The following is a 19,392-nucleotide window of genomic DNA, read 5'->3' as shown; positions in this document are numbered from 1 at the left end:
CGTCATGCACCCGCATGGGCCGCCGCACCGCAGGCACAGCCAGTCGCCTCGTTCCGCCCCACCCTTCCACCGAAGTGCGACCCCACTGCGGCTGCCCGCTGAAGTCAGCGGCGCCGTGGCTGGTCTTGCCGTGGCCACAAACCACCGGGGCCGGCCTTGCCTTGCTGAAAGCCTGAACATGAGTTTCGACCTGATTCCCGAACTGGCCACCGAACTGGCCCCCACCGACCTGCCCGCGTCGGACGAGACCACCGAGGCCACCGCCGCCCCCGGCGCCGAATTCGCCGCCCTGGGCCTGTCGACCGAGCTGGTGAAGGCCATCACCCACGCCGGCTACACCGCGCCCACCGATGTGCAGGCCCGCGCCGTGCCGGCGGCCATGAGCGGCCGCGACCTGCTGGTGTCGTCGCAGACCGGCAGCGGCAAGACCGCCGCCTTCGTCTGGCCGGCGCTGGAGCGCATCCTCGCCGCCCGGCAGGACCCGGCCAAGCGCCGCGACAAGGGCCGCACCTATGGCCCGCGCGTGCTGGTGCTGGCCCCGACGCGGGAGCTGGCGCAACAGGTGTCGCGCGCCTGCAGCGTCTACGGCCATGGCGTCTCCGGCCTGCGCGTGGCGCATGTGGTCGGCGGCGTGCCCTACCAGGCCCAGCTCAAGGCCCTGCGCGGCCCGCTGGACCTGCTGATCGCCACCCCCGGCCGCCTGATGGACCTGATGAACAGCGGCGCCGCCATCCTGGCCAACGTCGAACTGCTGGTGCTCGACGAAGCCGACCGCATGCTCGACATGGGCTTCATCGACGATATCAAGCTGATCGCCGAATCCCTGCCGGCCGAGCGCCAGACCATGATGTTCTCGGCCACCTTCGACGGCAGCGTCGGCCACCTGGCCAACCAGCTGACGCGCGAAGCCCAGCGCATCAGCGTGGACAAGCACACCGACACCCATGCGTCGATCGAGCAGCGCCTGCACTGGGCCGACAGCATCCACCACAAGCACGCCCTGCTGGAACAACTGCTGACCGACAAGGACATGGACCAGTGCGTGGTCTTCACCAGCACCCAGCGCGATGCCGATGAAGTGGCCTACAAGCTGCAGCAGATCGGCCATGCCGTGGCCGCGCTGCACGGTGGCATGCCGCAGGGCCGCCGCAACCGCGTGCTGCAGGACCTGCGCAGCCGCCACCTGCGCATCCTGGTGGCCACCGATGTCGCCGCCCGCGGCATCGACGTGCCGACCATCAGCCATGTGATCAACCACGGCCTGCCGATGAAGGCCGAGGACTATGTGCACCGCATCGGCCGCACCGGCCGGGCCGGCCGCAGCGGCCTGGCCATCACCCTGGCCGAGCGCCGGGACGTCGGCATGATCCGCCGCATCGAGCGCTTCACCACCCAGCCCATCGCGGTGGCGGTGGTGGCCGGCCTGGAGCCGAAGTTCACCGCACCGTCGATGAACGGCCCCGGTTTCGGCGGCGGCAAGCCTGGTTTCGGCCAGCGCCGGCCGGGTGGCTTCGGCGGCCCGCGGCCCCATGGTGGTGGTGGCTTCGGCGGCGGCTTCCAGGGCGACCGCCGCCCGGGCGGCTTCCGCGACGACGCCCGTCCGCAGGGTGGCGGCTTCCGCGGCGAAGGTGCGCCGCAAGGCAACTTCCGTGAAGGCGGCTTCCGCGGTGGCGACCGGCCGCAGGCCGGTGGCTTCCGTGACGGTGGCGCGCCGCAGGGCGGCTTCCGCGACGGTGGTTTCCGTGAAGGTGGCTTCCGCAACGACAGCCGCAGCCACGCCCCGCGTGGTGAAGGCTTCGGCGGTGGCGACCGCCCGGCCCGCGCCGGCTTCGGCGGCGACCGCCCGGCGGGCGACCGGCCGGCCGGCAAGCCCTTCGGAGCGCCGCGCCGCAAGCCGGACTGATCGTCCGCGCGCGGCTCAGGCCGCGCCGGGACAGACCAGCTGGGCCGCCTGCAACGGCGCCCCGGTGGCCGCATCGGTCACCACCACCAGAAGGCGGGCCGTGCGCCCGCCTTCGCCTTTGGCGGGCACCGTCAGCGGTGGCAGTGCCGCGGCGGCCTGCGCCGCCCACGCCGGCAGCTGGCCGTAGCGGCGCACCACATGGTCGTGGCGCAGCTGTTCGCCGCGGTTCTCGCCGGCCGTCACGGCCGAGCCGTGGCCGTCTTCCAACAGCGCCCACCACAGGCCCAGCTGCGCCGGTGCGCCCGGCCCCGGCGCCACGCTGACGTGCACCTGGCCGCCGCGGCGCTGCAGCGCGATGCTGGCCCGCGCCGGCGCCTCGGCAGCCACCGGCAACACCGGCCAGCCGCGCCAGTCGCGCCCGTTCCACACCACCTGCGGCGTGTACACGTAGCGCGCGCCCGAGGGGCGCATCAGCGCCGCCTGGCGGGCGGTGAAGTCGGCGCTGGCAAAGCGGTCGGGCCAGCCCAGGCGGTCCCAGTAGCTGACGTGGAAGGCCGCCGCCAGCACCGCGGGCTGGCCCTGGCCGGCGGCCGGGGCACTGGACAGCGACGACAGCCAGCGGTCGGCCGGCGGGCAACTGCTGCAGCCCTCGGAGGTGTAGAGCTCGACCAGAGGGGTCTGCTGCCGGGCCGACTGCGCGGCACAGCCGCCGGGCTGGGCGGCAGCGGCGGTCCAGCCGCCGAACAGCAGCGCCGCGAAGGCAAGGACGGGTGAAGCGGGCATGGCGGCACCGCGCGCAGGCGGCCTGGGTGGCACAAGGCCCTTGGTCGCCGCTGCGGGCGCGACCTTACTGTCGTGCGGCCGGCTTGGCAGCGCCCGGCGTGTCGGCACCGGCCTCGGCCGCCAGCTCGGCCTGCCGGCGTGCCGTCTCGATCGCCTGCAGCTGCTGCAGCTGGATCTCGACGTTCGACCGGCGGAAGGCCGACATCGGCAGGATGTCGGCGGGCACCTTGTCACGGGCCAGCCGGTCCGACAGCTTCAGGCCCACCGCCGGGTCGCCGCCCATGGCCAGCAGCACCTCGTTGGCGAACAGGTCGGCGCCGCCGATCAGGCCGTCGACCTGCAGGCCGCGCTGGGTCTTGCTCTCCATCGCCGACAGCACCGTGCCCACGCCCGGCACCGCCAGCGCCAGCACCTTGCCCACCAGGAAGGCATTGCCCACGCTGTCGGACGAGCGCTGGCGCAGGATGCTGCGCTCGCTGGCCAGCAGGTAGGTGCCGAAGGCCGCCAGCCAGCGCCGCTCGTCACGGCTGTGCGCGGCCAGCATCGCATTGCCGGGGATCTTGCTGCGCAGGCCTTCCTGCCGCAGGAAGTTCTGCGGCTCGTCGTCGAAGGCGGTGGCCGTCACCGTGCCGGCGCAGCCGGTCTGGGTGGACACCTTGATCTGCTGGCCACCGTCGAGCGTGAGGGTCATGGCCGAATCGGCGATGGCTTCCTGCCGCGCCTGGTGCATCACCTGCCAGAAGGCCTGGTCGTCGACGCTGAAGGCCGAGCCGCCGCGCAGCACCGCGGTGAGCTCCACCTTGCTGCCCGGCGCAGGCAGCGGCCGGTTGTTGACCGCCACCACCCGCTGGCCCAGACGCAGCGCCTCGGGCGCGGCCTCGTCCAGCCAGGCGATGCGCCAGTGCTCGTCCATGCCGGTGGCCTGGGTGAACAGCTTCTGCTGGTCGGCCGACAGGCTCTTGCGCACGCCGCGCAGCGACCACAGCACGAAGGGTTCGATCTCGCTGGTGTCGTCGCACAGCGGCTCGGCCGCCCAGGCCACATGCAGCGCCGCCTCGCGGAAGGCGATCTCGTGCTGGAACGCCGTGCGGAAGCGCTGGCGGTCGAACTCGTCGCTGAACTCGCCCGCCCGGGCCGGCAGCACGGCCAGCAGCGCAAGACCCCACACCGCCAGGCGGCGCCAGGCTGGCAACGGGATCGGGAACGGTGCAACACGCATGGACGAAAGTATGCATGCCCCGTGCCCGCCCACGGCACGCCCCGCGCGCTATGCTTCGCGCCCCCATGGCCGGCATCCACATCACCGACATCGAGGCCGCCATCAACTGGTGGCGCGCCCGTTCTCCGTCACCCGACGGCATCACCGCCTGCGCCGAGGTGCGGGCGCTGGCCGAGGTGTATGCCCTGCTGGTGTACTACCGCGAGAGCCTGGCCGATGAGGACAGCATGCCGGCCCGCGCCCGCGACGCCTGGCTGGCCTGGTACGCCCACACGCCCGACGCGCCCTGCATCGCCATCTGCTCCACCGCCCAGGGCGATGCGCTCTGCAAGGGCTGCGGCCGCACCGAGGACGAGGTGCAGGACTGGCCGGTGCTGAGCCCCGGCGAGAAGCGCGCGGTGTGGCGCCGCATCACCATGGAAGGCACGGCCTGGCGCTTCAACCGCTATGCCGAACGGGCCCAGCCAGGGGGCACGGCGCCCGGCGGCGCATGACCCCGGCCGCGCCGACCGGGCTGCGCGCCAGCGTGCAGCGCATCCTGCCGCTGGCCTGGCCGCTGTTCATCGGCCAGCTGGCGGTGCTGGCGTTCGCCACCATCGACACCGTGCTGGTGGCCCGCCATTCGCCCACCGACCTGGCGGCGCTGGCGGTGGGCAGTGCCAGCTACATCACCGTGTTCATCGGCCTGATGGGTGTGGTGCTGGCCATCAGCCCCACGGTGGGCCAGCTCTACGGCGCGCAGCGCCTGCACGAGGCCGGCCGCCAGGTTTGGCAGGCGCTGTGGCTGGCGCTGGGCTGCGCGGTGCTGGGCTGCGCGGTGCTGGCCTTTCCGGCGCCGTTCCTGGCGCTGAGCAAGGCCGGGCCCGAGGTGGCCGACAAGGTGCGCGGCTACCTGCTGGCACTGGCGGTGGCGCTGCCGGCCTCGCTGCTGTTCACCGTCTACCGCGGCTTCAACAATGCGGTGTCCCGCCCCAAGGCGGTGATGGCGCTGCAGCTGGGCGGGCTGGCGCTGAAGGTGCCGCTGTCGCTGGCCCTGGTCTCCGGCGTGCCGGCGCTGGGCATCCCGGCGCTGGGCGTGGTGGGCTGCGGCATCGCCACGGCAGTGGCGATGTGGGCGCAGACCGCCGTGGCCGTGGTGCTGCTGCGGCGCGATCCGTTCTACCAGCGCTTCGACCTGCTGGCGCCGGATGTGCGGCGGCCGCATGGTCCGTCGATCCGGGCGCTGCTGCGCCTGGGCATCCCGATGGGCCTGGGCATCGGCGTGGAGGTGACCGGCTTCGCCTTCATGGCGATCTTCATCTCGCGCCTGGGCGCCACGCCGGTGGCCGGCCACCAGATCGCCGCCAACCTGGTGTCGCTGCTGTTCATGCTGCCGCTGGCGCTGGGCAATGCCAGCAGCACCCTGGTGGCGCAGCGCATCGGCGCCGGCGACCTGGCCGATGCCCGCTGCCTGTGCTGGCACGGTCTGCAGCTGGGCGTGGGCCTGGCGGCGCTGGTGGGCGCGGCGGTGTTCGTCGGCCGGGAGCAGGTGCTGCAGCTCTACACCAGCAACCCGGCGGTGGTGGCCGCCGCCCTGCCGCTGCTGGCCTGGGTGGCGCTGTTCCACACGGTGGACGCGGCCCAGGCGGTGGCGGCCTTCGTGCTGCGCGCCTGGCGCATCGCCACCCTGCCCACCCTGATCTACGTGCTGGCGCTGTGGGGCGTGGGCCTGGGGGGCGGCCACCTGCTGGCCTTCAACCTGGGCGGCGGCGTGCCGGCCGACTGGCAGGGTGCGCGCGGCTTCTGGATCGCGTCCACCGCCGGGCTGGCGCTGTCGGCCGTGGGCCTGGTGGCGCTGCTGGCCTGGGTGCTGCACCAGCGCGGCGGCGCCGCGGTCAGGCCGGCCGCGGCAGGCGGATGACGAAGCAGCTGCCGCCGCCTTCACGCGGCTCGCAGCGCACCGTGCCGCCGTGGGCCTCGGCGATCTGGCGCACCAGGCTCAGCCCCAGGCCCACGCCGCCCTCGCGCTCGGCATGGCCGGGCAGGCGGAAATAGGGCTCGAAGATGCGCTCGCGCAGGTCGGCCGGCACGCCAGGGCCACGGTCGCTCACCCGCAGCTGCACCGCGCCATCGGCCGCCGCCACCACCTGGGCCTGGATCTCGCCGCCACCGCCGTAGCGACGGGCGTTCTCCAGCAGGTTGCGCAGCGCGCGGCGCAGCAGGCGCTCATTGCCCGGGCGCACCAGGTGCTGCGGCTCGCCCTGGGCCTCGACTTCGGCATCCACCCGCGCGGCCTCCTCGGCGGCGATGCCGAGCAGGTCGACCGGATCGCTGAGGTCCAGCGCGGCCCCGGCGTCCAGCCGGCTGGCCAGCAGCACCTCCTCGACCAGCGCATCGAGCTCGGCCACGTTGGTGTCGATCTCGCGCTTCAGGCCGGCTCGCTGGCTCTCGGGCAGCTCGGCGTACATGGCCACCGCCATCTTCAGCCGGGCCAGCGGCGAGCGCAGCTCGTGGCTGGCATTGGCCAGCAGCGTCTGGTGGCTGCGCACCAGGGCCTCGATGCGCTCGGCCGCCAGGTTGAAGGTGGTGGCCACGGCGGCCACCTCGTCCTTGCCGTTGTCGTCCACCCGCTGGGCCAGGTCCCCGGCACCGAAGGCCTGCACGCCGAGCTTGAGCGCCTCCAGCCGGCGGGTGAGCCGCCGCACCACCGGGTAGGCGCCGGCGGCCACGGCCACGAACAACAGCGCCACCAGCACCAGCGGCCCCACCGCGCCAGGCAGGCCGAAGGGCATGGGCAGCAGGGGCGGCAGCGGACCCACGGGCGGCGGCCGCTCGCCCAGCGCCGGCCCAGGCTGCTGCTCGCCCAGCAGCGGTCCGCGCTGGGCGCGCAGCATCATCACGCCACCGCCGCCATTGCCGTTGCGCCAGGCCAGGATCTCCTCGGTGGCCGCGCCTTCGGGCCCCGGCGGACGCCGCAGGCTGCTGCGCCGCGCCAGCCACAGCGTGCGGCCGTCGTCCAGGCGCACGGCGGTGGCGGCAATGCCACGGCCGCCCTCGCGCCGCATGTAGCTTTCCGAGGCGGCGATGCGCACGCCGCGGCGGTCATCCAGCGCCAGCGGCACCTGCAGCCGCGCCGACCAGTCGCGCAGCGCTTCCGCCTGCTCGGCCAGCGGCGCATCGGCCGACGGCAGCGCACGCTGCACCAGGTCGGCCCAGGCCGCCAGGCGCTCGCCGGCGGCGGCCTCCAGGCGGGCGCGCTCCTGCTCGACATGCTGCTGCCACAGCCAGCCCGACACCAGCGCGAACAGCGCCAGCGCCGCCACCACCGTCAGCCAGATGCGCAGGTAGAGCGACTTCATGCCCGCTCCCCACCGCCGCTGCTGCTGCAGCCGTCACCGCCGCCAGTGCGGCTCATTCATCGGCGTCCTGCTTGCGGGCGAACACATAGCCCGAGCCGCGCACGGTGAGCACCCGCTTGGGCATCTTCGGGTCGTCCTCGATGCAGGCGCGGATGCGCGAGACATGCACATCGATGCTGCGGTCGAAGGCTTCCATCGGGTGGCCCTTGAGCGCGTCCATGATCTGGTCGCGGCTGAGCACCCGGCCGGCGCTCTGCGCCAGCACCACCAGCAGGTCGAACTGGTGGCCGGTCAGGTCGGCCGGCTTGCCGTCGATGCGGGCCTGGCGCGCGCCCAGGTCGATTTCCAGCCGGCCGAAGCGCAACACCTCGTCGGCCGCCGGCTCGGGGCTGGCGCGGCGCAGCAGGGCCTTGACCCGGGCCAGCAGCTCGCGCGCCTCGAAGGGCTTGGACAGGTAGTCGTCGGCACCCAGCTCCAGGCCCAGCACCCGGTCCAGCGGTTCGCCGCGGGCGGTCAGCATCAGCAGCGGCAGGCGCTTGAGCCGGGCATCGGCCCGCAACTCACGGGTGAGGTCGAGTCCGTCACCGTCGGGCAGCATCAGGTCGAGCACCAGCGCATCGTAGGGGCCGCCGCGCAGCCGTTCGCGGCCGGCGGCCAGCGAGCCGGCGGCGTCCACCTCATAGCCGTTGGCACGCAGGTAGTCGCCCACCATCGCCGTCAGCCGCACGTCATCATCGATCAGCAGCAGCTTGCCGTTCATGGTGCTCCCGTCCTGCCTGTCGTCTTGCAATGAAAAAGCGCCCCGGCGCTACAGTGCGCCGGGGCGAATCCTGGAGGCCTGTGGTGCCGGCACCGCCGAGGTCAGCCCTTGGGCGCAGCCGGGCCGCCGTGCGGATGGTGGCGGTGGTCCATCCTGTTGTGCCGCGCAGCCATGCGCTCGGCGATCTTGGCACGCTGCTCGGGTGTCAGCACAGCCTGCGCATCCAGCATGGCCTGCAGCGACCGCTTGGTGACGGCATCGTGCCGGGCCAGCTGCTGCTGGCGCAGGGACTCCGCAGCGGCCGCATCGACCTGTGGCGCCGCCATCAGCGCCAGCATCTGACCGTGCAGGGAACGGCCGGCCTCGCGCTGGCTGCGCAGGTCGTCGCCGGCGGCCTTGAAGATCTCGCGCAGCTTGCTCTTCTGCTCGGCGCTGGCGCCGACCTCGTCGAGGAGGCGCTCGGGGATGGCCATGCCCGGCATGCCCATGCCCGGTGCCATGCGGTGGTGGGCGGCGTGTTGCGGCGCGGCCGGCTGGGCGTGGACCTGGCCGGCGCCGAGGCCGGCCACGGCCACCAGCAGACCGGCGGCACTGAGCTTGAGGAAGGTGCTGCGCTGGGCGGGCAGGCGCATGGTGGTCGGTGTCATCGGTGGGTCCCGTGTGCGTTGTCGATGCAGCAAATTCTGGGCAACCGGGGTGTCCTGGCCTTGTTCACACGGTAAAGATCGGTAAACCCCCACGAACCGGGGGTCAGGGCCGCGGTGCGCCCTCCACCCGCACCAGCCGCCGGCGCACGCTGAACTCGGGATTGGCACAACGCAGCTCCAGCCGCAGCAGCAGGCCGTTGGTGCGGTCCACCGCCATGACGCCGTCCAGCCGGGTGCTGGCCTGATCGAGGCCCGCAACGCCCGCGCTGGTGGCCGGCGCCTCGCCAAACAGCTCGATCACCGCCACGTCGAAGCGGCGGCCGGCGATCGTCTGCGGCCCGGTGGCCACCACCTGGCCACGCACGCGTGCCGTGGCCCGCACCTGGTCGGCTGCAGCCAGGTCGCCGGACAGCACCTGGCCCAGGCTCAGGTCGGACTTGAGCAGGCGGCGCCAGCCCAGCAGCGGCGCGCGGCTCTCCAGCACGGTGTTGCCGGCCAGGTCCTGGCGCCAGGCCTGGTCGAACGGCTTGTTGTCGAGGTCGACGCGGAATTCGATCTGGTCGCGGCGCAACGCGGTCACCTGCATGCCCAGCAGGTGCACCGGCGCGCCGGTGGCGCTGCGCTCCTCGTAGACCAGGCGGTCGCCCAGGGCCACCGGCAGCGCAGCCTGGCGCTGGGCCGCCATGGTCTCGGACGCTGGCGGGCAGGACTGGCGGGCCAGCACCGTGCGCAGAGCCTCGTAGCGGCCCTTCAGCTCGGCCAGCTGGGTGGCCTCGAGGCCGTCGGGGCGCATCGCCAGCAAGGCTGGCCAGAACACGGTGACACCCAGGCCCAGCGCGATCATGTTGTTGCCCACGCGCGAGTCGACGGCATAGGCCACATCGGCGGCGCGCTGCTGCACGGTGTCGAGCTCGTCGTGCAGGCGGTCGCAATCCCAGCCGGCGTAGGTGGCCGGGTCGGCGGCGCTGGGCGCCACCTGGTCGGACCGCGTCGCGCAGCCCGCCAGCAGGCCGATGCCCAGCACCACGGCCGCCGCACGCCGCATGGCCTGCGCTGCCAGCCCGGCGCCACACGCCGCCACCCCCGTTGTTCTCATGGCGGTGGATTGTGCCCGCTGTCCGGCAGCCGGCCGTTCAGCCGGAGCGGGCGAACCGGAACACGCCGAGCATCAGCAGCAGGGCCAGCGGCGCATCGACGAAGGTGGTGTAGACCAGCCAGTGGTCCTTGCTCAGCAGCTGGGTGGCCAGCAGGTTGAGGCCCGCCATGCACAGGCCCATCACGGCCAGGCCAAGGGCGAGCCGCTGCGGGTCGACAGGCATGCCGACCATGTAGCGCGCGAGGCGCGCGCCGAAGTAGCGTCCGCGGTTGAGCAGCGCGTCCAGCAGGATGACCGCTGCCACCAGGGTGCCGAGGATGCTGCCCTTGAGCTGCACCATGCGCTCATCCTCGAAGTAGAGCGAAAAGCCGGCCGACAGCAACAGCGTGCACACGCCGAACAGCGCCAGGCCACCCAGCAGGTCCAGCTTGACGAAGCGCTGCACCACCACGACGGCCAGCCCGGCGGCCGCGCCCACCAGCGCCGCCGTGGTGAGGCTGCCGGTGGCCTTGCTGACGATGAAGAAGAGCAGGCCCAGCGCGATGTCGACGATCAGCGACGGCTTGTTGCGCAGCCACTGTGCGCGGTCGCGCTGCTCCTGCTCGCGCAGCTGCTGCAGCGCTTCCGGCGTGACCGGCCCCTTGCCTGCCAGCATCGGCCAGGCGATGGTGCGACCGGGGTGGCTTTCATGCACCAGCACGCCGTCGACCCGCACCGCAATGGCCGTGGTCCACCAGCCGGCGTAGCCGGCTTCCACCTCCAGCAGCGCGCCATCAGGCAGCACGGCCTGCAGCCGGTGGTTGCGGTGGTCGGCCAGGGTGCCGGACAGCGCGGTCCCATCCTGGGCGAGGGCCTGGCCGTCGCGCAGCAGGACTGAGCGCAGGTGGGTGAGGCCGGTCTCGATGTTCACCTGGAACGGCTGGCCGTTCACGGTGAAGTTGCGGCGGTAGGTCCAGAGCTTCATCGTCGGCGTGCCGTGGCAGCACGGTGCTGCGGCGGATCGGCAGCTGCATCCAGGGCGCGGCGGCGCTGGCAAGCTGGCGGAGCAGGAGTCTGTCAAGAGTGGCGCCAATTCTAGCTTTCCGGGCCGTTTCCCCTCTGTCCGCCAGCTTGTCCGCCAGCAGTGCGGGGGTTCTATCGGGGTCGGGCCGGCGCGATCACCCTGCATCGCTGCTCGTGTCCGGTGCGCCTCTCGGCTACCACTGCGCCGGCCCGATGGGCAGTGTCTGCGCCTGGCCTGGTGCCAGCAATCCCGCCCAGGTGGGGCCCCAAAGGTGGGAAGCCAGGCAGCACTCATGCAGCCTGATTGCTGGTCAACACCTCCCGAACCATCTCACGCCAGGCATCGCTGAGCCCGCCCATGTCGAACCCGGCCGGCGGCGTCAGGCAGTCGTCGGAGCCCGGCTCACGCTCGAAGTAGCAGCAGCTGCCCAGCGGCGCGTGAATGTGCAGCCGGCCGCGGAACATGCAGCGGGCGGAGTTCCCGGAGGGCGTCAAGCCGCGGTAGTGGTGGCAGTGCCAGCAAGCACGCTGCAGGGCTTCGAGGGCGGAGTCGGTGAGCATGCCCGCCATGGTCGGCCGCGGCTGGCTCAGCAACCGACCCAGTGGCGCCTGGCGGACGGCAGCGCGGATACTGGTCCCGATCTTCACGACATAGGGGGCCAGATGAACCGGTTACAGAGCTTCTTCCCCGCGTATCAGGATCTCGAGCGGGCGCCAGTTGTCGAGATTGCAGCGGGCGTGCTGCGAAGCATCGCCATCAAGTTGCCTCGGGTCACTGATGCCGTATGCACCCAAAACCTGCTGTCGGAGGTGCGGAGCATCTACAACCGTTGGGAGTCCGCCTTTGCGGTGTCCGAGGCGATCACCTGGCTCTGGACGGAGAAGCTGCTGTGCAGGGCGCCAGATCATGGCGAGCAGTGGTACACGCTTACTCGTTTGGGGCGCGAAGCTGCACAGGCCCCCGACTTTGCTGCATGGTCTGCGGACCGGCTGCTCCCAGATGAACTGGTGCACCCCGACCTTCGAATCACCTGCATGTCTCTGTTCCGACAGGGGATCTTCGACACCGCGGTGTTTGAAGCCTTCAAGACTCTAGAGGTGGCAGTTCGTCGCGCGGCCGGGCTAGGCGATTCGCTCCTGGGCGTAGCCCTCATGCGCGCCGCGTTCAAGACTGGGTCCGGCCCCCTCACGAACCCGGACAGCGAAGCTGGCGAACAGGAATCCCTGATGCATCTCATGGCTGGCGCAATTGGCAGCTACAAGAACCCGCAGAGTCACCGTCGCGTGGGTGTGGAGGCAGCAGAGGCGCGGGAAATGATCGTTCTGGCCTCTCACCTGCTGAGGATCGTAGACAGCCGAGCTGCGGCTCCCAATCCTTGAGTGCCGCGGCACCTCCTGGCGTGGCTAGGACTTGCCGAGTCGCGGGCCGCCCGTTCGTCAGTCTCGCTTGGCGTCTTGCCGTGCCCGTCTCTCCGTTTCCGCATCTACCCACTTGATGACCCACCAGCTGCAGATCGCGTAGAGCGCCGATCCGTAGACGATCAGCAGCCCTTCTGCAACCTCGCGGCTTGCCAGCGCCCAGTGGTGAAGGATCGAACCAGCGAAGCCCACGAGAAGCCAGGCGGCCCCGACCCACCAAAGGCTGAAGCGACGCGGCTTGACCATTGACCCCCCCTTGCAGCTGGCAACAGCTGCGGACTTTGCTCAGGGTCCGGCCGACCGTCAACACCACGGACTGCAGCCAGCTGTGGCCCTCATGGTTGATCGTCGCCCCAGGGTGGCGAGCCGGTGTCGGTCTGGGCGGTGCGGGGCGCGCTGGCCGACGCTACGGCCTGCCGCTTCCGGGTCAGCTGATAGGCAGTCATCACGGCATCGGCAGTGATGCTCAGGCCGGCTTTCGTTGCGCCGTCGCGGTCCTGCCAGGTCTTCACCTTGGCCCTGCCGTTGACGGCCAGCGCGTCGCCCTTGCTCAAGGAGCCGATCTGCTCGGCGGTGCTGCCGAAGGCGATCAGGCTCACCAGCGAGTCGGCCTCGCCATCGTGGGCGATCATCTTCGCCAGGACGTAGGGCTTCCTGCCGGTGCCGCTGCGCCGGTCTGGATCGGCAATCAGCTTGCCGGTGACGAGGGCAGTGACGCTCACCGGGTGGCCTCCTGCCGCTTCACTTCGGCTGCCACTTGCCAGCCTTGTGCGCCGTGTGCGCCGCCTTGGCCAGCGCCAGCACCACCCGCGGATGACTGCCGAGCCGGGTGGCCTCCAGCCAGGCCAGAAGGCGCGCATCGCGCTGCACCCAGGCCCGGGCCAGGTCGGCGGCACGGTCGGCGGCCTCAGCGCTGCCGAATTCCCTCCGCAAGCGCTCGTCGACCTCGCGCAGCCATTCGACTTCCGTTGCTTCGTCGGGCGGTCCGTCGCGGTGGATGCTGGCGCCGATGTCGACCAGCTGCACCGCATCGTTGGCGGCGATCCCGTGGGCCTTGAAGGTGCCGGCCCACTCGCTGGCCACTGCTGCAGCATCATCGCCAGCCAGGCCGGCGGCCTCAGCTGCGCGGCCCAGGTGGACTACCACCTCGCTGCCGTGCGGCATTGCATCGGCCTGGGCCGCCAGGGTCTCCACCAGGCTGCCGCGGGCTTTGACCTCTGCGGCATCGGCCGGCGGCGGCGCTGGTGGTGCGCTCATGTCGGCGGTGTTGGAGGCCGGCGGTGTTGCTGCAGCCGGCGGGGCAGCCGGCGCGGCTGGCGCTGCTGGTGGCGGCGTCAGGTCGTCCACCATGCCGGGGCTGTTGTCGTAGAAGGCGGCCATAGCGTCAGGCTGCGGCGCGCTGCTCGTCGGTGGCCAGTTCGTCGGTGGCGGCCTTGATCGCGGCGGCCAGGCCATAGGTCAGCAGCTCGTCGCACTTGGCGATGTCCTCGCGCAGGATCTGCAGCAGGTCGCCCTTGACGTAGCGGTCACCCTTCTCGCCAGCCCGGGGCGGAACCACGCTGACGAACGGGTCAAGGTCCAGGCCCAGGCGGCCCACACCAGCCCGCCACAGGGCAGCGGCAATCGACGCCGACACAGGGGCGGCGCGCCAGCTCATTGCGTTGTCGTACCTCGACCGATCGTCAGACGGCAAGTTGCCACGCATGACGGCCCGGCACAGTTCGCGGTGGGTGTCGCTCAGCGTTGCGAACTCGGACAGCATCGGCCCGATGGCCTCGACGTGGGCCAGCAGCTTCTCGGACAGCGCGGCCATTCGCTTGCCCGTGACCGTCACCTCCTGACGATGCTCGGACAGCTCCGCCAGGCGCTTGCGGCGCTCTGCTGCGCTGCCGCGGCGGCGCAGCTCATGGATGGCAGCTTCCAGGCGGCCGAGTTCGCGGTCATGCCCGGCGATCTCGCGCTCGAGCGTCTCCACCTCAGCGCGTAGCTGGGTGCTGCCCGGGGCCATGGTCAGGTCGAAGGACTTGTCACGCAGCAGCGTGGTGGCGCTGTCGCGGTCGGCCTTGATGGTGCGGATCCGCGCTTCCAGTGCGGCGACGTTCGGGGCGGTTGCCATGTGTGGCTCCAGTCGGTGGTGAGTCAGAGGACGTTGTCGGCGGTGGCGCGCCAGGCGCTCGGGTCGCTGGTGAAGAAGATCGACACGGCTCCACCAGTGAAGGCAGCGCCAGCCGTGATCTGCTGCAGGCCCAGATAGCGCTTGGCGCCCTGCAGGTCCTCGCACGAAATGCAGAACACCCGCCGGCCGGCGGTCAGCGCGGCCAGCGCAAGCGGGCCGCTGCTGGCGTGCACGGTGGGCGTGCTGGTGCTGGGCGTGCTGGTGCTGTCGCTCACCAGGCGGAACTGCGCAGTTGCAGCACCGCCAGACGTTGCGGTGGTGGACACCAGCACCACGAGGTAGGCGCCCGGCAGTGCCCGCGTCGAGTTGCCGGCGCCGATCTGCTGGCCTTGCGTGTCAATCACGTCGCCCAGGTTGTAGGTCCCGGCCGCGCCGGTGTTCAGCGCAACGGCAGTGCCGAGCTCGGAATGCTGGTCGAGGATCACGATGGATGCTCCGGTGTTGAGGTGTCGCCACTGTCGGTGGCGTAGCCTCGGGCGGCAATGTCCGCACACCCAAGAAACACACGCGGCGGACCAGCAAGGGACTGCAGCCAGGACCACGCGCAGAGCCAGCAACGGCGCGGCCTTTGAACCCTGCCGACTCCTTCAAGCCTGGCAGCCGGCGCGGCGATCAAGCGGCAATGTTGCCGCTTGGTGCGGTCGTTGCTGTCGACTGCACCAGAGGGGCCGCTTCTGGCGGTCGTGGCGCTCGACCGCCTGACCGGTCGGTGGTCGTTGCCGGCGACCGCCGACGAACGTGGCCGCGCTGGCTCAGCGGGTGATGATCGCCCGAGCCCCATGCACCGGCCGGTACCGCAGCGCCCCGCGCTCGATGGTGATGCTCCGCAGCGCGGCGGCCAGATCCCATGAGCCCGTTTCACGCTCGACCCATGGCGCTGCCGTCTCACGGATCGCAGCCCGCACCACGTTCGCGGGCTGTCGCGCACCAGGCGCGGCGAAGTCGCTCGCCATCACTGTTTGCCCCCGTCCCGCATCGATGGCAGTCCATGCCGCCCGCAGGCCCATCAGGTCGGCCTCGAACTCTGCCGGGCTGTCCGTGCCGATCAGCCAGCGCGCAGGGCCCAGCTGGCGGAAGGTCAGCGGCGCGGCCTGGGCGCGGGCCAGCTGCTCAAGCACGCCGGCCACGAACGGCGCGCCAGCAGTCCCGGCCAGGGCGGGGACCGTGGGCAGCCACTGTGCAGCGGCGCGCAGCCAGCGGGCGCGCTCGGCGGGTGTCAATCCTTGCCCTCTTCAGCCAGCAGCCGCAGGCGCGCGCGGGCCAGCCATACCGCGATGCTGTCGTCGTCCGTGCGGGCGGCGAGTTGCTCCCACCTTGCCCTGTCCTCGGCCTTGATGACCTCGGGCGGCGTCGTCTCGCGGCGCTCCTTCAATCGCTCGCGGGCCTCGCGCAGCAACTGGGCGATGCCTGGGCGGGTGGCCTCTGCAATGCGCTGCTCCAGACGGCGCACGCGGGCGCGCATGGGGTGTGTCATCGCTTGGACCCTTCTTCCAGCGCCGCGATGCGGTCTGCCAGCTCGGCGCCCTCGATCAGCCGCCCGAGGATGCTCAGCACGTTGGCCAGCTTCGACACGTCGGCAATGTCGCGCTTCCCGGCCTTGCCGTCGCGATACAGGCGCGCCAGCTCGGCCTTCACGTCGTCCATCGTCTTCAGCGGCAGCCGCATCCGGGCGGGGGGTGCAGCCGGATCGCCAGCATTGGCGCGGGTTTCGTCTTCGTCTCGCATGTCGTTCGCTGCCACTTGGCGCGCTCCTACAGGTCAACCACTGCCACGCTCACGCGCAGCTCTCGGGCAAGGTCTGCCAGCGCGGAATCGCGGCCGGCTCGGTACTCGGTCACCTCAGCGGGTGTCATGCGCTGCGGGATGCTCGGCTCCCATTCGATGCAGGCGGAAGCAGTCACGCCAGGGCGCGGCCTCGGGCAGCTCAGGGTGGCCCGGTAGGCACCCACGCGCCAGGAGCGAGTGAAGGCGGCTTCGGCGCTCATGGGGTGGTCTCCGCGGTGACTTGTGTGCGCGCTGTTCCCCCCATACCCCCCGGCGGCGAAGTCGCCGCAGTCGCCGCAGGCTCCGCGGGACTCGCCGCGCCCGGTGCGGTGGCTGCGGGATCATCTGAAGTCGCCGCAGTCGCCGCAGTCGCCGCAAAGTCTGCGATGTCGGCCACCTGTGCACCGGCCGGCGTCACCTGCCAGCGCTCCCGCGGCTTCCGGTCGCTGCCCCGGTACTCGACTTTCTGCAGCCAGCCGCGCCGCTCAGCGTTGCGCAGCAGGTCGAACACCTGGCCGTTGTTCAGCCGGCGGGGGAATGAAGCCTCACCCCGCATCAGGACGCCGGCATGGGTGCGGCTGTTGGTCGCGGTGGTGACGAACTCGCGGCGCCCGGTGAACTCGTGCACCAGGCGCAGCAGAGCCCGGGTGTCGTTGTCGCTGGCGATCCGCTGCACTGTCCCGCTCAGCGGTTGATCCAGCGTCGGCAGCCCATCGGCGGGCCACACCAGCCGCAACGGCTCGCGCAGCGGTCCGAGGTTGTTCTTCTGGTGCTCCAGCAACAGCGTTCCGTCCTTGTCCCTGGACAGGTACAGGCGGGACCGTGCGCTGTTGTGCCAGGCAGTCGAGCCCGAGTAGCCCTCGCTGCCCGAGCGCTCGCCGCGGCTGGTTCCCTTGTCGACGTGGGCCAGCAGCAGCACGGCGCCGCCGGTGTCGCGCACCATGCTGGCCAGCAGCCGAACGAAGGCCCGCACCTCGGGCCGTGCGTTCTCATTGCCGCCCATCGTGTCGCTGGCGTTGTCGACGATCAGCAGCGCGCCGGGCTTGTCCGCCAGGAACTCGCGCAGCCGTTCGCCGGTCGGGGTCGGCCCGAAGGTCTGCCGGCCAGCTGCATCCGTCATGGGCGAACCAAGCTCAGGCGCGCCGTGGGTGGCATCCAGCACGGTGACCATGCCAGCCAGATCGGCCGCTGACAGACCCGCGGCGCGCAGCACATGCCGAAGCCGGCGGCGCACGGTGTCCGCGCCATCCTCGGCGCTGAAGAACACCACCGGCGCCGGTGTTGTCGCCACCCCGAACAGCGGCGCACCACGCGGCACCGCAGCAGCCAGCATCAGCGCAATGGTGCTCTTGCCTGTCCCGCCGTGGGCACCGAGCATCGTCACCTCACCGGCCGGGATGTACCCGTGCCAAGCCCATTGCTGCTGCGGCAGCTCGGCGCTGTCGAGGTCATCCAGCGGCACCACGCGCCAGGGGTCCGGCAACGTTGCCGGACCTGCTGCCGGCAGGGTGCTGGCCAGCAGCACCTCCAGCGCGTCAAAGCCCTCAGCCCTCGCGTAGTCGTTCGCGTCGAAGTTGTCGGGACTGCCCGCCGGCATCGTCACCACCTCGACGCCCAGCTCTGCGGCCACTGCGACCGCGTCGGCCTCCTTGCCGGCATCCGGCACCAGCACCACACGCGCAGCGGGGTCGCGTTCGCGCAGCTCGGCGGCCACGCGCTTGACGTTGCCCCAGCCGAAGGCCACCACAGCAGCGGCGCCGGTTGCCTTCCAACATGCCCAAGCCTGGCCGATGCCCTCGACCACGTAGGCCAGCCCGCCGGGCTGCAGGTCGCCCACCACGAAGACGCCGGCCATAGGAGCGCCGCGCAGATTCAGTTTCTTGCCGGAGCCGGGCGGCGGGATGAACTGCAGACTCACCGGCTCGCCGCCGCTCAGCGGGAGCACTGGCACCACCAGCCACCCGGCCACCGATGAGCGAGCAATGCAGAGCGGGTCGCCGGCCGGCACCACGCGCAGACCATGCGGCGCGCCGTCCTTGGCGACTACGTACGGGTGATCGGAAGTCGCAGGCAGGCACCGCGCCCACACCTCGGCGGCCCCCGTGCTGCGCTGGGTCGGCACTGGCGCGCTCTCGCGCTGCTGTTGGACCTTGCGCCCAGCTCCCGGGCGGGCTCCATCCGGCCGCCAGCCGGCGCCGGCTGCCAGGTGGAACAGCGTTCCCGGGCCGATGCCCTTGCCGTCCTTGATGCTGCGCCAAGTGTCGCGGGCTGCAGCGGCGTTGTAGCTGTCGGCCTGGGCGCTCCAGCTGTCGAAGTCCTCGAAGCTCAGGCCCGCGGCCTTGGCAGCCATGCCGGCGCGCACCCACTCATCCCGCGGCAGATCGGGGGGGATGGCCTGCAGAGCGTCGCGGGCTCGCGCCAGGTCGGCCATGCCACTCATGCAGCCGCCCCCATGCGCGTGAGCAGCGCCTCGAGCTCGTCCAGGCTGGCGAACTCCCGGGTGAGGCTCCAGCGGCTCAGCAGCCAGGTCGGTTGCCCGCGGTCGTTGTGGCTCGGCGTGACGATGGCACCGATCAGGGCAGCACGAGCGGTGGCAGTCGCCTGGCGCTTGACCAGTGCCGCCCGTCGTTGCTCGTCCTGCTCGATCACCGGCAGCGCAACGCTGAGCATCTGCAGCATTTCCAGCGTGTCGGGGCTCATTTGGTGCGCCTCACGATCAGCTGCTGGCGCCGGCCATTCCATGCCGTGTACTCCAGTTCGATCACGCCGCCCACAGGCAGCCCGGCGGGCTGGGCGCCCTGGGTTTCCAGCAGGTCCGTGACTTCGCCCAGCTGCCACGCGACAAGCGCGAGTGCATCTGCGGTGCGCGCTTCGGGCGACCGGGCGGGCGGTGGTGTGGTCCGGGCGTTCATGCCGGCACCCCGCGGGCCTTCATGCGGTCAATCTTGGCGCGGCGCAGCTGGGCCGGTTCGCTGCCAGGGTTCGCCTGGCGCGGCGCGTTGAGGATCGCTGCCTCCAGTTCGGAGCGAACCCACCGACGCATGCGCGGGCCGAGAACCACCGGCCTCGGCATCCAAGGCTCCTTCATCACGTCGGCGAACTTGCGGGCCGACATTCCCAGCACGTCCCGGGCGGCCTGCTCATCGGTCAGTAGCGCCGCGGTGGCGGAACGAACGGGGGATTGGCGGGTCGCTGGGCTGGAAGCCCTGCCGTTGCTGGTGGTTTGGCTGCTGCCCTGTCCGCCATCATCTGGATTCAACACTGTTCGCGCTCCGTCGCTGCACC

The 19,392-nt window shown here is 71.6% G+C and carries 25 protein-coding genes; 4 read left to right on the top strand and 21 right to left on the bottom strand.

Annotated features, from left to right (window positions below):
* The first annotated feature begins 178 nt into the window (after positions 1 to 178).
* Positions 179 to 1,903 (top strand): DEAD/DEAH box helicase, encoded by a 1,725-nt coding sequence (locus FFT10_RS20255; protein WP_137734677.1) that lies wholly within the window; start codon positions 179 to 181, stop codon positions 1,901 to 1,903.
* 15 nt (positions 1,904 to 1,918) lie between these two features.
* Here FFT10_RS20255 and FFT10_RS20250 read toward each other — a convergent pair whose 3' ends face one another.
* On the bottom strand, positions 1,919 to 2,686 hold the full coding sequence (locus FFT10_RS20250) for a DUF1223 domain-containing protein (RefSeq protein WP_137734676.1): 768 nt from the start codon (positions 2,684 to 2,686) through the stop codon (positions 1,919 to 1,921).
* A 64-nt stretch (positions 2,687 to 2,750) separates the two neighbouring features.
* Complete coding sequence (locus tag FFT10_RS20245) at positions 2,751 to 3,905, bottom strand: hypothetical protein (RefSeq protein WP_137734675.1); 1,155 nt, start codon at positions 3,903 to 3,905, stop codon at positions 2,751 to 2,753.
* 65 nt (positions 3,906 to 3,970) lie between these two features.
* Here FFT10_RS20245 and FFT10_RS20240 point away from each other — a divergent pair, with 65 nt between their 5' ends.
* Positions 3,971 to 4,399: a DUF3717 domain-containing protein gene (locus tag FFT10_RS20240; RefSeq protein WP_137734674.1), complete on the top strand. Its 429-nt coding sequence runs from the start codon at positions 3,971 to 3,973 to the stop codon at positions 4,397 to 4,399.
* On the top strand, positions 4,396 to 5,805 hold the full coding sequence (locus FFT10_RS20235) for an MATE family efflux transporter (protein WP_137734673.1): 1,410 nt from the start codon (positions 4,396 to 4,398) through the stop codon (positions 5,803 to 5,805). The genes FFT10_RS20240 and FFT10_RS20235 overlap by 4 nt, the downstream gene beginning before the upstream one ends.
* Here the strand turns inward: FFT10_RS20235 and FFT10_RS20230 are convergent.
* The 6 genes from FFT10_RS20230 to FFT10_RS27815 all read right to left on the bottom strand — a co-directional run bounded on the left by FFT10_RS20230 (position 5,780) and on the right by FFT10_RS27815 (position 11,309).
* Positions 5,780 to 7,243, bottom strand: coding sequence for a sensor histidine kinase (locus FFT10_RS20230; protein ID WP_137734672.1), 1,464 nt, complete (start codon positions 7,241 to 7,243; stop codon positions 5,780 to 5,782). The genes FFT10_RS20235 and FFT10_RS20230 overlap by 26 nt on opposite strands.
* A 52-nt stretch (positions 7,244 to 7,295) precedes the next feature.
* Positions 7,296 to 8,003 (bottom strand): response regulator transcription factor, encoded by a 708-nt coding sequence (locus FFT10_RS20225; protein ID WP_137734671.1) that lies wholly within the window; start codon positions 8,001 to 8,003, stop codon positions 7,296 to 7,298.
* Between the two features lie 101 nt (positions 8,004 to 8,104).
* Positions 8,105 to 8,650: a Spy/CpxP family protein refolding chaperone gene (locus FFT10_RS20220; protein ID WP_228027206.1), complete on the bottom strand. Its 546-nt coding sequence runs from the start codon at positions 8,648 to 8,650 to the stop codon at positions 8,105 to 8,107.
* 103 nt (positions 8,651 to 8,753) lie between these two features.
* Positions 8,754 to 9,746: a hypothetical protein gene (locus tag FFT10_RS20215; protein ID WP_228027205.1), complete on the bottom strand. Its 993-nt coding sequence runs from the start codon at positions 9,744 to 9,746 to the stop codon at positions 8,754 to 8,756.
* Between the two features lie 37 nt (positions 9,747 to 9,783).
* A complete protein-coding gene (locus FFT10_RS20210; protein WP_162520861.1) occupies positions 9,784 to 10,710 on the bottom strand; it encodes a septation protein IspZ in 927 nt (308 codons plus the stop codon).
* Between the two features lie 329 nt (positions 10,711 to 11,039).
* Positions 11,040 to 11,309, bottom strand: coding sequence for a hypothetical protein (locus tag FFT10_RS27815; RefSeq protein WP_162520860.1), 270 nt, complete (start codon positions 11,307 to 11,309; stop codon positions 11,040 to 11,042).
* A 102-nt stretch (positions 11,310 to 11,411) separates the two neighbouring features.
* Here FFT10_RS27815 and FFT10_RS27810 point away from each other — a divergent pair, with 102 nt between their 5' ends.
* The gene (locus tag FFT10_RS27810; protein ID WP_162520859.1) at positions 11,412 to 12,128 is read left to right on the top strand and encodes a TIGR02391 family protein; all 717 of its coding nucleotides are present in this window, start codon (positions 11,412 to 11,414) and stop codon (positions 12,126 to 12,128) included.
* A gap of 57 nt (positions 12,129 to 12,185) precedes the next feature.
* Here the strand turns inward: FFT10_RS27810 and FFT10_RS20200 are convergent, their stop codons facing one another.
* From FFT10_RS20200 to FFT10_RS20140, 13 genes are all read right to left on the bottom strand, one after another.
* Positions 12,186 to 12,413: a hypothetical protein gene (locus FFT10_RS20200; RefSeq protein ID WP_137734668.1), complete on the bottom strand. Its 228-nt coding sequence runs from the start codon at positions 12,411 to 12,413 to the stop codon at positions 12,186 to 12,188.
* 89 nt (positions 12,414 to 12,502) lie between these two features.
* Positions 12,503 to 12,889, bottom strand: coding sequence for a single-stranded DNA-binding protein (locus tag FFT10_RS20195; protein WP_162520858.1), 387 nt, complete (start codon positions 12,887 to 12,889; stop codon positions 12,503 to 12,505).
* Positions 12,890 to 12,908: 19 nt separating this feature from the next.
* Entirely contained in the window at positions 12,909 to 13,547 is a 639-nt protein-coding gene (locus tag FFT10_RS20190) for a hypothetical protein (protein WP_137734666.1), read from the bottom strand.
* A gap of 4 nt (positions 13,548 to 13,551) precedes the next feature.
* Complete coding sequence (locus tag FFT10_RS20185) at positions 13,552 to 14,283, bottom strand: hypothetical protein (RefSeq protein ID WP_137734665.1); 732 nt, start codon at positions 14,281 to 14,283, stop codon at positions 13,552 to 13,554.
* 23 nt (positions 14,284 to 14,306) lie between these two features.
* Complete coding sequence (locus tag FFT10_RS20180) at positions 14,307 to 14,768, bottom strand: Bbp16 family capsid cement protein (protein WP_137734664.1); 462 nt, start codon at positions 14,766 to 14,768, stop codon at positions 14,307 to 14,309.
* Positions 14,769 to 15,095: 327 nt separating this feature from the next.
* On the bottom strand, positions 15,096 to 15,563 hold the full coding sequence (locus FFT10_RS20175) for a hypothetical protein (RefSeq protein ID WP_137734663.1): 468 nt from the start codon (positions 15,561 to 15,563) through the stop codon (positions 15,096 to 15,098).
* Positions 15,560 to 15,805, bottom strand: coding sequence for a hypothetical protein (locus FFT10_RS20170; RefSeq protein WP_137734662.1), 246 nt, complete (start codon positions 15,803 to 15,805; stop codon positions 15,560 to 15,562). The genes FFT10_RS20175 and FFT10_RS20170 overlap by 4 nt, the downstream gene beginning before the upstream one ends.
* 8 nt (positions 15,806 to 15,813) lie before the next feature.
* Positions 15,814 to 16,083 (bottom strand): hypothetical protein, encoded by a 270-nt coding sequence (locus FFT10_RS20165; protein WP_228027204.1) that lies wholly within the window; start codon positions 16,081 to 16,083, stop codon positions 15,814 to 15,816.
* 11 nt (positions 16,084 to 16,094) lie between these two features.
* The gene (locus FFT10_RS20160; RefSeq protein ID WP_137734661.1) at positions 16,095 to 16,328 is read right to left on the bottom strand and encodes a hypothetical protein; all 234 of its coding nucleotides are present in this window, start codon (positions 16,326 to 16,328) and stop codon (positions 16,095 to 16,097) included.
* On the bottom strand, positions 16,325 to 18,538 hold the full coding sequence (locus FFT10_RS20155) for an AAA family ATPase (protein ID WP_162520857.1): 2,214 nt from the start codon (positions 18,536 to 18,538) through the stop codon (positions 16,325 to 16,327). Before FFT10_RS20155 ends, FFT10_RS20160 begins: the two co-directional genes overlap by 4 nt.
* A gap of 5 nt (positions 18,539 to 18,543) precedes the next feature.
* Positions 18,544 to 18,807, bottom strand: coding sequence for a hypothetical protein (locus FFT10_RS20150; protein WP_137734659.1), 264 nt, complete (start codon positions 18,805 to 18,807; stop codon positions 18,544 to 18,546).
* Positions 18,804 to 19,019: a hypothetical protein gene (locus FFT10_RS20145; protein WP_137734658.1), complete on the bottom strand. Its 216-nt coding sequence runs from the start codon at positions 19,017 to 19,019 to the stop codon at positions 18,804 to 18,806. Before FFT10_RS20145 ends, FFT10_RS20150 begins: the two co-directional genes overlap by 4 nt.
* The gene (locus FFT10_RS20140) at positions 19,016 to 19,366 is read right to left on the bottom strand and encodes a helix-turn-helix transcriptional regulator (protein WP_137734657.1); all 351 of its coding nucleotides are present in this window, start codon (positions 19,364 to 19,366) and stop codon (positions 19,016 to 19,018) included. Before FFT10_RS20140 ends, FFT10_RS20145 begins: the two co-directional genes overlap by 4 nt.
* Between the last annotated feature and the right edge of the window lie 26 nt (positions 19,367 to 19,392).

Origin of the sequence: Pseudaquabacterium pictum (assembly GCF_005403045.1) — a bacterium.
Lineage (GTDB): Bacteria > Pseudomonadota > Gammaproteobacteria > Burkholderiales > Burkholderiaceae_C > Pseudaquabacterium > Pseudaquabacterium pictum.
The sequence above is the reverse complement of the archived record's forward strand: the minus strand, read 5'-3'. Positions and strand labels throughout refer to the sequence as shown.

Coding starts and splice junctions, on each gene's coding strand:
- FFT10_RS20255 (WP_137734677.1), top strand. CDS start 179: ATGAGTTTCGACCTGATTCCCGAACTGGCCACCGAACTGGCCCCCACC.
- FFT10_RS20250 (WP_137734676.1), bottom strand. CDS start 2,686: ATGCCCGCTTCACCCGTCCTTGCCTTCGCGGCGCTGCTGTTCGGCGGC.
- FFT10_RS20245 (WP_137734675.1), bottom strand. CDS start 3,905: ATGCGTGTTGCACCGTTCCCGATCCCGTTGCCAGCCTGGCGCCGCCTG.
- FFT10_RS20240 (WP_137734674.1), top strand. CDS start 3,971: ATGGCCGGCATCCACATCACCGACATCGAGGCCGCCATCAACTGGTGG.
- FFT10_RS20235 (WP_137734673.1), top strand. CDS start 4,396: ATGACCCCGGCCGCGCCGACCGGGCTGCGCGCCAGCGTGCAGCGCATC.
- FFT10_RS20230 (WP_137734672.1), bottom strand. CDS start 7,243: ATGAAGTCGCTCTACCTGCGCATCTGGCTGACGGTGGTGGCGGCGCTG.
- FFT10_RS20225 (WP_137734671.1), bottom strand. CDS start 8,003: ATGAACGGCAAGCTGCTGCTGATCGATGATGACGTGCGGCTGACGGCG.
- FFT10_RS20220 (WP_228027206.1), bottom strand. CDS start 8,650: ATGACACCGACCACCATGCGCCTGCCCGCCCAGCGCAGCACCTTCCTC.
- FFT10_RS20215 (WP_228027205.1), bottom strand. CDS start 9,746: ATGAGAACAACGGGGGTGGCGGCGTGTGGCGCCGGGCTGGCAGCGCAG.
- FFT10_RS20210 (WP_162520861.1), bottom strand. CDS start 10,710: ATGAAGCTCTGGACCTACCGCCGCAACTTCACCGTGAACGGCCAGCCG.
- FFT10_RS27815 (WP_162520860.1), bottom strand. CDS start 11,309: ATGCTCACCGACTCCGCCCTCGAAGCCCTGCAGCGTGCTTGCTGGCAC.
- FFT10_RS27810 (WP_162520859.1), top strand. CDS start 11,412: ATGAACCGGTTACAGAGCTTCTTCCCCGCGTATCAGGATCTCGAGCGG.
- FFT10_RS20200 (WP_137734668.1), bottom strand. CDS start 12,413: ATGGTCAAGCCGCGTCGCTTCAGCCTTTGGTGGGTCGGGGCCGCCTGG.
- FFT10_RS20190 (WP_137734666.1), bottom strand. CDS start 13,547: ATGGCCGCCTTCTACGACAACAGCCCCGGCATGGTGGACGACCTGACG.
- FFT10_RS20185 (WP_137734665.1), bottom strand. CDS start 14,283: ATGGCAACCGCCCCGAACGTCGCCGCACTGGAAGCGCGGATCCGCACC.
- FFT10_RS20170 (WP_137734662.1), bottom strand. CDS start 15,805: ATGCGCGCCCGCGTGCGCCGTCTGGAGCAGCGCATTGCAGAGGCCACC.
- FFT10_RS20160 (WP_137734661.1), bottom strand. CDS start 16,328: ATGAGCGCCGAAGCCGCCTTCACTCGCTCCTGGCGCGTGGGTGCCTAC.
- FFT10_RS20155 (WP_162520857.1), bottom strand. CDS start 18,538: ATGGCCGACCTGGCGCGAGCCCGCGACGCTCTGCAGGCCATCCCCCCC.
- FFT10_RS20150 (WP_137734659.1), bottom strand. CDS start 18,807: ATGAGCCCCGACACGCTGGAAATGCTGCAGATGCTCAGCGTTGCGCTG.
- FFT10_RS20145 (WP_137734658.1), bottom strand. CDS start 19,019: ATGAACGCCCGGACCACACCACCGCCCGCCCGGTCGCCCGAAGCGCGC.